This is a genomic window from Chthonomonas sp. (genome assembly GCF_035294165.1).
Classification (GTDB): Bacteria; Armatimonadota; Chthonomonadetes; order Chthonomonadales; family Chthonomonadaceae; genus Chthonomonas.
This window is the reverse complement of sequence record NZ_DATGLN010000196.1, coordinates 1-10,080: the sequence shown is the minus strand read 5'-3', so window position 1 is coordinate 10,080 and position 10,080 is coordinate 1. Positions and strand designations below refer to the sequence as shown.

The following is a 10,080-nucleotide window of genomic DNA, read 5'->3' as shown; positions in this document are numbered from 1 at the left end:
TCCGGCCGAACTATGGCAACAGAGCGGGCGCTGGGAAACCATAGACGAAACCATGGTGCGTTTTCGTGACCGACGCGGGCACCCGATGCTGTTGGCAATGACCCATGAGGAGGTGGTGGCGCAACTGGCGGCCTCGGAGATACGCTCCTACCGTCAACTCCCCCAACTCGTTTACCAAATCCAGACGAAGTTCCGCGATGAACCCCGCGCACGTGGTGGGCTTATCCGAGTACGCGAGTTTCTCATGAAAGACTCTTACTCGCTTGATAAGGATGAAGAAGGGCTTAAAAAACAGTATATCGCGCACTATAACGCCTATTTCCGCATTGGGGCACGAGTAGGGCTTTCTTTGCTCGCCGTTGGGAGCGATGTGGGTATGATGGGAGGTAAGCTTGCCCATGAGTTTATGTACCTCACCGACATCGGCGAGGATACTCTGGTGGTCTGTGAGCAGTGCGGCTATGCAGCCAACCAAGAGGTGGCGACATTCCGCAAGGTTCGCGCCAACACCGATCCGCCCCGCCCATTGGAACGCGTGGCCACGCCGGGCACAACGACTATCGAGTCGTTGGCGGCCTATCTCGGCATACCCGCCAGCAGCACGGCCAAGGCGGTCTTCTTTATGGGCACTTTTGCCCCCCCAGAAGGCTCTGACGAAGGCGGTTTTGTGCAAAAGCTTGTAGTGGCGCTGGTGCGCGGCGATATGGAGACGAATCAAACACTTGTAAAAAACAGCACGCACGCCATCGCCCTGCGCCCCGCGCATCCTGAGGAGATTTTGGAGGCCGGCATGGTTCCCGGCTACGCCTCGCCCGTGGGCATTCCGCCCGGTAAGGCCCTCGTCATCGCCGACGATCTCCTGGTTGAAGAGACAAACTTGGTGGCCGGAGCGAATGAGGAGGGCTATCATCTCCGAAATGTGTGCAGCGGGCGCGACTTTCAGCCCGACATTGTGGCCAATATCGCTCAGGCAGGCGAAGGGGCCCTATGCATCCGGTGCGGCGCACCGCTCTCCTTGAAAAGAGGGGTGGAAGTGGGCAACATCTTTCAACTCGGCACCCGCTACTCGGTGGCGCTTCAAGCCTTCTATACCGATGAAGATGGCAACCAAAAACCGATCGTCATGGGTTCCTATGGCATCGGCGTAGGAAGATTGCTCGCCTGTGTGGCAGAAGCCTATCGGGATGAAAAGGGCCTCATATGGCCGATCTCGGTAGCTCCCTATGCGCTCAACCTCATCGGTCTGTGTCGTGCGCCGGAGAACATCGCGAAAACCGAATCGCTCTATGCGGCGCTGCAACAAGCCGGAGTGGAGACCCTCTATGACGATCGTGAGGTTTCGCCCGGCGTGAAATTTGCCGACGCTGACCTGCGGGGAATGCCCTTGCAGATCGTCATCTCAGAGCGCTCTTTGCAGCAGGGAGGCGTGGAGTTGCGCCGGAGAGACGGCACAGCCAAGGAGATCGTTCCTTTGGCGGACGCACCTGCCCTTGCACGCCAACAGGTGGACGCGATGCAGGCCGCTCTGAGCACCGCTGCCGACGCCGCGCCCAAATGGCCTTCTGGAGAGCAACAATAGTTCGCTCTTTCACAACCCTAGGCTTGGGCGATACCGGCAGAACTTGGGTTGGAGAAAGGTTCTCAAGCGCTTTTTGGCAGAAGCGACGGAAGCTTATCTACAGCCCAAGAGAGATCGGGGCGCTGCTGCAGTTCCCGCAAAAGCTTCTCTAAAACCTGCAACGCCGTCCTTGCATCCGACGGTGGCGGCGCGCTCTGCGTCGGTCTTGCCCCCCCTGTTCTGCGGAGGGTAAGGCCCACAACCTGCAGCCTTTTGCTTGCCTTTTCCGGCTTCACCCAACCTGCCGGTTTCGCTGCGTTAGGAGGCCCCATCTCTGCCGCGTCGCCATCCTCAGCCAACGCATAGCAAAGTGCCGTAACTTTAGCCGATTGCGTGAGCAACACGAAGTTATCGCCCCCTAAGTGGAATATCTGATCGGTGGGGGCACCGTGTTCCTTGGAAGCCTTTCTAAGGCGCTCGGCCACTTGAACAATGAGAGCGTCTCCGAAGGCAATGCCATAGTCGCGGTTATAGACATGTAGCGCGGCAACATCCACGCGAACCAGGCCGGCCGACTGATTGGCATCGAGCCGTTCTTGCAGCGCCTGTTCCAACACAAGGCGGTCGGGCAAGCCCGTAAGAGCAGAGGTATGATGGGTTCGGTTGCCGTTTTGTTGCAACGCGGCTTCTAGCAGCAGGCGAACCGGCAATACGCCGCGATAGGCGCCTGCCGCGTTAACGATCACGATATCGGTCTCTAGGCTCACGGTACTACGATAGGTGAGATGGCCTATGGCCTCATCGAGCGCAAAGTGTTCCGGGATTGTTACAAATTTGCTCTCCATCCATCGTTCTACCGTCTCGTTGGCCAGAAACGATTCGGCTTGTGCCTGGCGTGCCATTTCAAGCTGGTTTTCCAGGGTTTGGCGCATAAGCACCCCGCAAACCTCACCGCCCTGCATAACGACGATGCTGGTGAGTCCATCGTTTTTAGCGAAGCGGCGTGCGGCTTCTAACAAGGGTGTTCCGACGGTCATGGCAAGCCCGGCCTGCTTGAGTGCGCCTACAGGGAGCGAACATCCGGTCTGCAGGTGCTCCTGACGCCGTACTTGCGTCTGAATAAGCTCACGGATAGTTTTCGATACCCCATGAAAGGTCTCCTGAGGCCGTCCAAAGAGATACCCCTGTGCATACTGCACACCGAGGTTTACCAGCACCGTTAGCTCGGATGGAGTTTCTACCCCCTCCCCTAAGGTTCTGACCCCGATTTGGGCAGCAAAGCGCACAAGGGCGGTCACAAGGGCGCGGCTCTCGCCACGGCTGTTGAGGCTGCGCACCAGACTGCGGTCTAGCTTGATGAAGTCGGGCAGGAGTTCGGCGATAATCTCCAAGCTGTTGTAGCCGGAGCCGGCATCGTCAATGGCGATTCGAAAGCCATCTTCACGGAGACGTTTTATTTCTCTAAGAAGGCCGGGGAAGTCCTGCACGGCCTGTCGTTCGGTGATCTCAATGATGATTTGTCGCGGGCTTAAGCCGTTGTCGTAGACACGCTGCAGAAGAGGGCGATCCTGAGCGATCAGGTTCATAATGCCCTCTGCGTCCAGATTAACAAACAACAGTTGTTGCAACCCCTGCTTACCCGCCTCCTGTAAACAACGTTCCAGGCAGGCGATATCGAACCAAGCGATGAGGCTGCCGCGCTGCACGGCTTTGAGCAGTTCTCCGGTGTGCTTAATCTCAGGTTGAGATGGCATACGAATAAGCGCCTCGTAGCCGGCCACACGGGCTTCGCGCAGGTTCACAACGGGATGAAAATGAACCCCAAGTCGCCCCTGCACCATTACCTCTAGCAAGGCGTTTAGTTCGGCGAGGTGGTTCTGCTGCTCCTCCCCTAAAAATAGCGAGGTAATAGGCAGGATGGAGAAGGGCGTTGTCTTATCAGAACAGTGCTGCTGCCATTCTGCCCGAAGCCGTTGCTGCAGTGCCTGGCGCGCTAGCTGAATCTGCAGAGGAACCACAGGCTCTTCAAGCGGCTGTGGCAGTTTCAGCGCCACAGCCCAGGTGTTTTCCAAGAGCGGCCAGGCTTCGAGGTGAAGGCTCTCCAGTGGACCTAATAGGATCGGGGCTTCGAGGCGTGCCGTATTAAGCCAGTGGTAGGCTTGCGGAATTTCCGCTTTTACAAGCAGCACGGCGCACCCGCCTTGCAGTTTAGCAAGCACCGCTTTAAGCGGCGCCGCAACGCTTTCGGGTATAGGCGGTTCGAAAGGCTCCGCGTTTCCAAAAGTAAGGGTGTCGGCCTCTATTTCCATACGAGCGTTTCCGTCGTTCGCTAACTCTATTTTCGGCAAAGAGTAGCTAATACGATATATATAATCCGCCTAAATATATTTCACGGTCGTAGTGCGGGCTTTATTGAAGGCCAGTGCAAATGCGCCTTTCTTCCTTTACGTGCTCCTCTTGACCCTTCCGATGGCTTTGGGGTATACTTTTGTGCTGAGAGAGGTCACTAAACAGACAGTTGGGGTTGTAGCTCAGTCCGGTCTAGAGTGCCTGCCTGTCACGCAGGAGGTCGCGGGTTCAAATCCCGTCAACCCCGTTCCAGTCGCTAGTTGGGTAGGGGTACGAGGTTTTATTTTGATTAGGAGAGGGCGCTTTGGAGACCTGTTCCAGGCGCCCTTTCAAGATGTTTTGCTCGGTGGAACCTTACGGAACGGTTCTTTGTGTTCCCTGCGTATCCCTTGCTGAGGAGCCTTATTTGGAGAACGCCCCCTCAGACGTAGGTTGAGGCAAACTGAGAGATGACGAACCCGAATCCATTACAACACTCCGTGCCGGATTGGTGGGAGCGAGAGAATCGGCGCAGACAGCAGTTGTTGCTGGGGCTGCTCTCGCTCATCCTTGTGCTTATCGGTTTTTATTACTATGTGGCCGCCTCAGGCAAAACGGGCATCATCAACGGGGTAGACTTCGATACAGCAAACTACATCGCCTTTATTCGGCAAGAGCCTAACGGCGATACCGATCTCTACGGTATAAGAGCCGACGGCACCGGCCTGCGCCCGCTTACGGTTGCCTCGGACCATTCTCTGAAAAGCAACCCAACCTGGACGCTCGATGGAAAGCATGTTCTCTATGTCTCAAACAGATCGAACGTGTCCTGCACACAAATCTACCTACTCGGTGCCGGGCAAACGCCCGTCCAAATAACCTACGGCTCTTTTCCCAAAGATAAACCGCTCGCCTGCCCCGACGGCAAGCACGTGGCCTTCCTTACAGAAGGCGCGATCAAGACGGTCTACCTTAACGGCAACGACGTGGAACAGATTTTGCCGCCGCCCATCGCGAGCAACTCACCGACGAACGGAGAGATCGCGCCGACGCTCGACCCCCAAGGCCCCTACATTCAAGAGGCCTTCTCTTCCGATGGCTCGATCATCGCCGGCGTTCAGGCGCTTACGGCGCAAGGGAACGGCGATATCCCCATGCTAGGCGGTTCCGACGAGATGGCGCGGGCGCTCCCAAACGGCGCCAAGACGGCCTACGTTCTCGACCCCGGTCGCTATGTGAACGTCGCCTGGATACCGCACACACATCAGTTGCTGGTGGCCTATGCCCAACAGTACGTCCGTGACCCGCAAACTCACAAAAGCATCTACGTGGGTGGGATCAATCTTTACGACTTCAGTAAACCCGGAAAACCGTTGCCCAAGCCGATCATGATCTGCTTAGGGCATACCCTTATGCCGCGGCATCTTACCGTTTCGCCAAACGGTAAGATGCTTGCTTTCGAAGGGTGGATGTTTAACGGAGAGGATAGCTGGACACCTCTGGGCATCTACGTGATTCGCTATCCAAACGAGGTGCTGGCCATCCGTGAAGGGGTGAAGGTGCCTCCGGCAACCATTCCGGCCACACCAAATGGGCTGCCCCTCGACCCGCAATGGTCACCCGACGGCTCTCGACTGCTTTATGAAGTGCAACATGCCGACGGTAAGCACGACCTGTGGGTTGTTAATGCTGATATGACCAACCCCATCAACCTAACCAAGGGGGTTGGCGACAACACACAAGCTGCCTGGTCGCCTATTACCAAATAGCTCACCGATCACAATGGCCCTGACGCCGGGGCCGACAAAACACGCATTAAGGAGGTCCCGACGCTCATGCCTAGCCCAAATGTCCGTCCGGCGCGTCGCCGCCTTTTGCGTACGCGCCTTCTTCTTGCCCTCAGCATCGTTGGCCCCGGCATTATCGCGGCCAACGCCGACAACGATGCGAGCGGTATCTTTGGGTACTCTCAAGCAGGAATAGCCTTCGGCTATAAACTGCTGTGGGTTCTTTTGCTCTCCACCATCGCTTTGGGGGTCTGTCAGGAGATCGGCGCCCGTATGGGCGCAGTGACCGGCAAAGGGCTTGCCGACCTCATTCGCGAAGAGTTCGGTGTTCGCATGACCCTCTTCGCCATGAGCGTGTTGCTGGTTGCGAACTATGCCACCGTTGTTTCCGAGTTCGCCGGCATTACGGCCGCATTCGAGCTTTTTGCCTCAGAGAAAATTCGCTATATCGTGGTGCCCATCAGCGCCTTTGGCGTCTGGTGGCTGGTCGTCAACGGCTCCTACCGTAGAGTGGAACGGGTTTTGCTCTACGCCTCGCTTATCTATCTCTCCTATATTCCGGCAGCCTTCATGGCGCACCCGCACTGGCGTGAAGTGCTGCCCGCCCTCTTCTGGCCCGGGCACATCCCCTGGAGTAAAGACTACATTTTCCAGATCATTAGCGTGGTCGGAACCACGATTACGCCTTGGGGCCAGTTCTACATTCAATCCACCGTGCGCGATAAAGCTATTCGGGTGGAGGATTACCCCATCACACGAATAGATGTGCTGTTTGGCGCCTTTTTTACGAACTTCATCGCCTTCTTCATCATGGTGGCCTGCGCTGCAACGCTTTATCATGCGGGAGCCAACCCCGGAAACTATAGCGATGCAGGCCAGGTTGCACGCGCTTTGCAACCGCTTGCCGGGCCGGCCGCCGCCATTCTCTTTGCCTTGGGGTTGTTTAACGCCTCGTGTTTCGGCGCCATCACGGTACCGGTCTCCACGGCCTACGCCATCACGGAATCGCTTGGCTGGGAAGCAAGCATGGGCAAACGCACACGCGAAGCGCCGCTTTTCGTTTGGGTGTTTACTCTGCTTATTGTAGTCTCTGCGATTACCGTGCTCTTTGGGGGAGCTAATCTTGCTTTTCTTATCATTCTGCCGAACATCGTGGGCGGTGTGCTGTTGCCCATCATTCTTATTCTTACTCTCAAGCTCGTGAATAATCGCCGGCTTATGGGGGAGCATGCGAACTCCTTCACTTACAATGTAATCACATGGATTACTACTATCGTGTTGATTGTGCTTGCTGTCGTTCTCATGATCCAGCAACTCTTTTTCTCTTCTTAGGGGGAACCAATGCGGGTACTCGTTATCGGAGGAGCCGGCTATGTTGCCGGTCTTACCTTGCCGCTTTTAAAGCGCGATTTTCGTTTCACCATCTTCGATCGCGCCCTGCCTCAGCAAAGTGAGTTAAGCGACATTCCTTTGATACAGGGGGATGTCTGCGACTTTGCCGCCCTAGTGGCCGCTTGCGAAGGCCAGGAAGCCCTGCTCTATATGGCGATGGGCAGCGCAGACTGGAGCTGCGAAGATGCCCTTACGTCCGCTTTCGATGTAAACGTAAAAGGGCTTTATCTCGCACTCGAGGCGGCGCATCGGGTCGGCATAGAACATGCAGTTTATACCAGCAGCATGTCGGTATACGATGGGGACCTCACAAAACGCTACTTTCCAGATGAGGCCATTACCCCGGATGCGCTGCATTTCTATGGGTTTACCAAGTGGCTGGGTGAGGAGGTTTGTCGCAACGCCTGCCGCCGATTTGGAATGACAATCAACGCCCTGCGCCTCTGCCACCCCATAGCCGACAAAGTCTGGCAGGAGAAAACCCGACCAGAGACACCCACCATTGCAACGGCAGCCAGCGACGTAGCCCGCGCACTGAAAGCTGCTTTAGAGTATCGAGGGGCCGGCTTCGAAGCCTTTATGATTTCGGGCGACTATGAGCAGCGCCTAATGAATATGCGCAAAGCGCGACGGCTTTTGGGCTGGGAACCACAGATGCGGCCAAAGGCGAATAACTCCTCGTAACCTCGCCATTCATGTTCCTAAGTGCTGGTACAGGCCTCTTGCGGTAAAATAGTTCTCTAAACCTATCGGAGCGCCTTTGGATGTCACAGAATGACGAACTTATCCTCTACTTTGATCTACTTGCTGCCGTTGTACGGAAATATGTGCGGCTTTGGATTCTAGTAGGCCCGGCGCTTTTTGTTGCCTTTTTGATACTCATGCTTTTGCTGTTCCCCCAAACTTACGAGGCCACCGTGTCGCTATCGGTGCAACACGCCCCAAATGCAGGCAGTGGGAGTTCCGGTTTAAGCGCACTTCTTGGACAGACGAGTCAGGAGAAGTACATTGGGGTACTCAAGAGCCGCCGTTTGGCCGAGGAGGTAGAGAAGCAGATCCACCTCAAAAGCTTTTACCATCTCCGCACGGAGCGCGATGCTGACGACCTGTTAATGCACCACGTCGTGCCGGTGGATAACGCTAACGACGGTCTGCTGTATGTTTCGGTGCGCTTGCCGGGGCCTGCAAGGTGGGCTTTAGGAGCTGATCTGCGACGCACCCAAGTAAAAGAACTTGCCGCCAAGGCGGCGAACCTCTACGCCATCGCCCTACAGCACTACTACGCCACCAGCGACAACGACCGCGATTCGGTGCTGCTGCGGGCCGGTCAAAGAGAGTTGGAGCGCGCACAAGCCGCTTATCATCGAGCTTCTGAACGCCTCATGGCGTTTGTGCAGCATTTAAAAGGAATTACCCCCGACGAATCACCCAGCGTAGATACGGCCAGCACGAGCGGTGCTCTGGAGAGCCTCTACACAGACTATGGCAAGACGGCCGCGGAGATAAGCGCACTCGAAAAAACAAACACCCTGCTTCGCGCCGGCGTCCTAAAACAGCTAAGCCACCTCTCCGAACTACCGGCGGATGACCCGCTTCTGCGAACGGCTAGAATGAATCTTGCCTTGGCCGAGAACAACTACAATCAGTTGGTTTACGCTCAACAACTTTCTCCTACCAATCCTCAGGTCGTTCAGGCCCGAGCGCAAGTCGAGCTGGCCCGTAAAGCACTTCAACAGCAAGAGAAAGGTTATCTTTATCGGCTCGATACACAGTATATTGCCAATCAGGCCCGATTGAAGGCGCTTCAAGCCCAAGAGAATCGCATTCTCGGCCTGATCAAGCTGGCCGCTCAACATCTGTTCGTACGCCGTGAGCTTTCTACTCAGCTAGCCCTGCTAGAAGCAAACCAGAAGCTTGCCTTAGCTACTTTACAAACTGTAGAGGAGGAGGCCGTTCGGTTGAGGCTCTCTACCGTCTCAGGCAAAAGCCGAATCAGCGTGGTGGATTCCGCCCTGCCTCCACGCACAGGCTCGCCGGGTCTACTAACTTTTGGAGCGCTCAGCTTCATTTTGGCTCTGCTCCCCCTGGGTTATTTCATTGTGCGTGGCTATCTTCGGGCCGTTGCCGAACGGGTGGCACCCCCCGAGTTTGCAGAAGAAGCGGTTTTGCCAAAGGCCGAGCAGGCCGTGGAGGCGGAACGCCTTCCCTCACGCTAGACAATGGGTATAATACACCGTTCTGAAGCGCTAACCGATGTGAGGCCCCTTTATGAAGGTTGCTATTCTCGCTGGAGGTTTGGGTACTCGCTTAGCCGAAGAGACCGAAGTTCGCCCAAAACCGATGGTAGAGGTAGGAAACTACCCTATTCTCTGGCACATCATGAAAATATACAGCCACTATGGCTACAAAGAGTTTTTCATCGCTCTCGGCTATCGAGGGGAAGTGATCAAGCGCTACTTTCTCGATTATTATGCTCTTCAAGGCAGCATGACCATTGACATCTCCACCGGCGGCGTAAGAATGCACGAGCCTCATTGTGAGGATTGGAAAGTGCATCTCATTGATACCGGTCTTCAAACGCAGACCGGCGGGCGCATAAAGCGGCTCGAGCCATGGCTGAAAGATTCCACCTTCTGCGCCACCTACGGCGATGGGGTGAGCAATGTGGATATTCACGCCCTGGTGCAGTTTCATAAGAAGCAAGGCAAAATCGCAACCATTACAGCGGTTCGTCCTCCCGCCCGTTTTGGAGAGTTGGTAATCGAGAACGACCGGGTCGTTGAATTTGTGGAGAAACCCCAGGTAGGAGAAGGTTGGATCAACGGGGGATTTATGGTTCTTGAGCCGGAGATATTCCGCTATCTGAAAGATGATCAATCCATTTTAGAGCGAGATGGCCTCGAGGTGCTAGCAAAGGAGGGGCAGCTCGCCGCCTACCGACACGAGGGATTTTGGCAGTGTATGGACACGCTGCGCGACAAGAGGCTTCTGGAAAGCCTCTGGCAATCGGCAAAC

Annotated in this window: 7 protein-coding genes and 1 tRNA gene; 7 read left to right on the top strand and 1 reads right to left on the bottom strand. The window is 55.8% G+C overall.

What is annotated here, in order from left to right:
• Positions 1 to 1,579: proline--tRNA ligase (gene proS, locus VKV29_RS10735; RefSeq protein WP_324201305.1), on the top strand; the 1,579-nt coding region annotated here is incomplete at its 5' end.
• A gap of 62 nt (positions 1,580 to 1,641) precedes the next feature.
• Here the strand turns inward: proS and VKV29_RS10730 are convergent.
• Positions 1,642 to 3,867 (bottom strand): GGDEF domain-containing protein, encoded by a 2,226-nt coding sequence (locus VKV29_RS10730; RefSeq protein ID WP_324201304.1) that lies wholly within the window; start codon positions 3,865 to 3,867, stop codon positions 1,642 to 1,644.
• Between the two features lie 211 nt (positions 3,868 to 4,078).
• On the opposite strand from VKV29_RS10730, the gene VKV29_RS10725 reads away from it, so the two are divergent.
• The 6 genes from VKV29_RS10725 to rfbF all read left to right on the top strand — a co-directional run.
• A tRNA-Asp gene (locus tag VKV29_RS10725) sits at positions 4,079 to 4,154 on the top strand.
• A 202-nt stretch (positions 4,155 to 4,356) separates the two neighbouring features.
• Entirely contained in the window at positions 4,357 to 5,655 is a 1,299-nt protein-coding gene (locus VKV29_RS10720) for a hypothetical protein (RefSeq protein WP_324201303.1), read from the top strand.
• A gap of 66 nt (positions 5,656 to 5,721) precedes the next feature.
• Positions 5,722 to 7,005 carry a divalent metal cation transporter gene (locus tag VKV29_RS10715; RefSeq protein WP_324201302.1) on the top strand — a complete coding sequence of 428 codons (1,284 nt, stop codon included), beginning with the start codon at positions 5,722 to 5,724 and terminating at the stop codon, positions 7,003 to 7,005.
• Between the two features lie 9 nt (positions 7,006 to 7,014).
• The gene (locus tag VKV29_RS10710; protein WP_324201301.1) at positions 7,015 to 7,749 is read left to right on the top strand and encodes an NAD(P)-dependent oxidoreductase; all 735 of its coding nucleotides are present in this window, start codon (positions 7,015 to 7,017) and stop codon (positions 7,747 to 7,749) included.
• Positions 7,750 to 7,829: 80 nt separating this feature from the next.
• Complete coding sequence (locus VKV29_RS10705) at positions 7,830 to 9,281, top strand: Wzz/FepE/Etk N-terminal domain-containing protein (protein WP_324201300.1); 1,452 nt, start codon at positions 7,830 to 7,832, stop codon at positions 9,279 to 9,281.
• A gap of 52 nt (positions 9,282 to 9,333) precedes the next feature.
• Positions 9,334 to 10,080, top strand: a 747-nt coding sequence (gene rfbF / locus VKV29_RS10700; protein WP_324201299.1) for a glucose-1-phosphate cytidylyltransferase, incomplete at its 3' end; no start/stop codon positions are given.

What these genes read in the sequence shown, in the direction of transcription:
- VKV29_RS10730 (WP_324201304.1), bottom strand. Translation starts at nt 3,867, where the DNA reads ATGGAAATAGAGGCCGACACCCTTACTTTTGGAAACGCGGAGCCTTTC.
- VKV29_RS10720 (WP_324201303.1), top strand. Translation starts at nt 4,357, where the DNA reads ATGACGAACCCGAATCCATTACAACACTCCGTGCCGGATTGGTGGGAG.
- VKV29_RS10715 (WP_324201302.1), top strand. Translation starts at nt 5,722, where the DNA reads ATGCCTAGCCCAAATGTCCGTCCGGCGCGTCGCCGCCTTTTGCGTACG.
- VKV29_RS10710 (WP_324201301.1), top strand. Translation starts at nt 7,015, where the DNA reads ATGCGGGTACTCGTTATCGGAGGAGCCGGCTATGTTGCCGGTCTTACC.
- VKV29_RS10705 (WP_324201300.1), top strand. Translation starts at nt 7,830, where the DNA reads ATGTCACAGAATGACGAACTTATCCTCTACTTTGATCTACTTGCTGCC.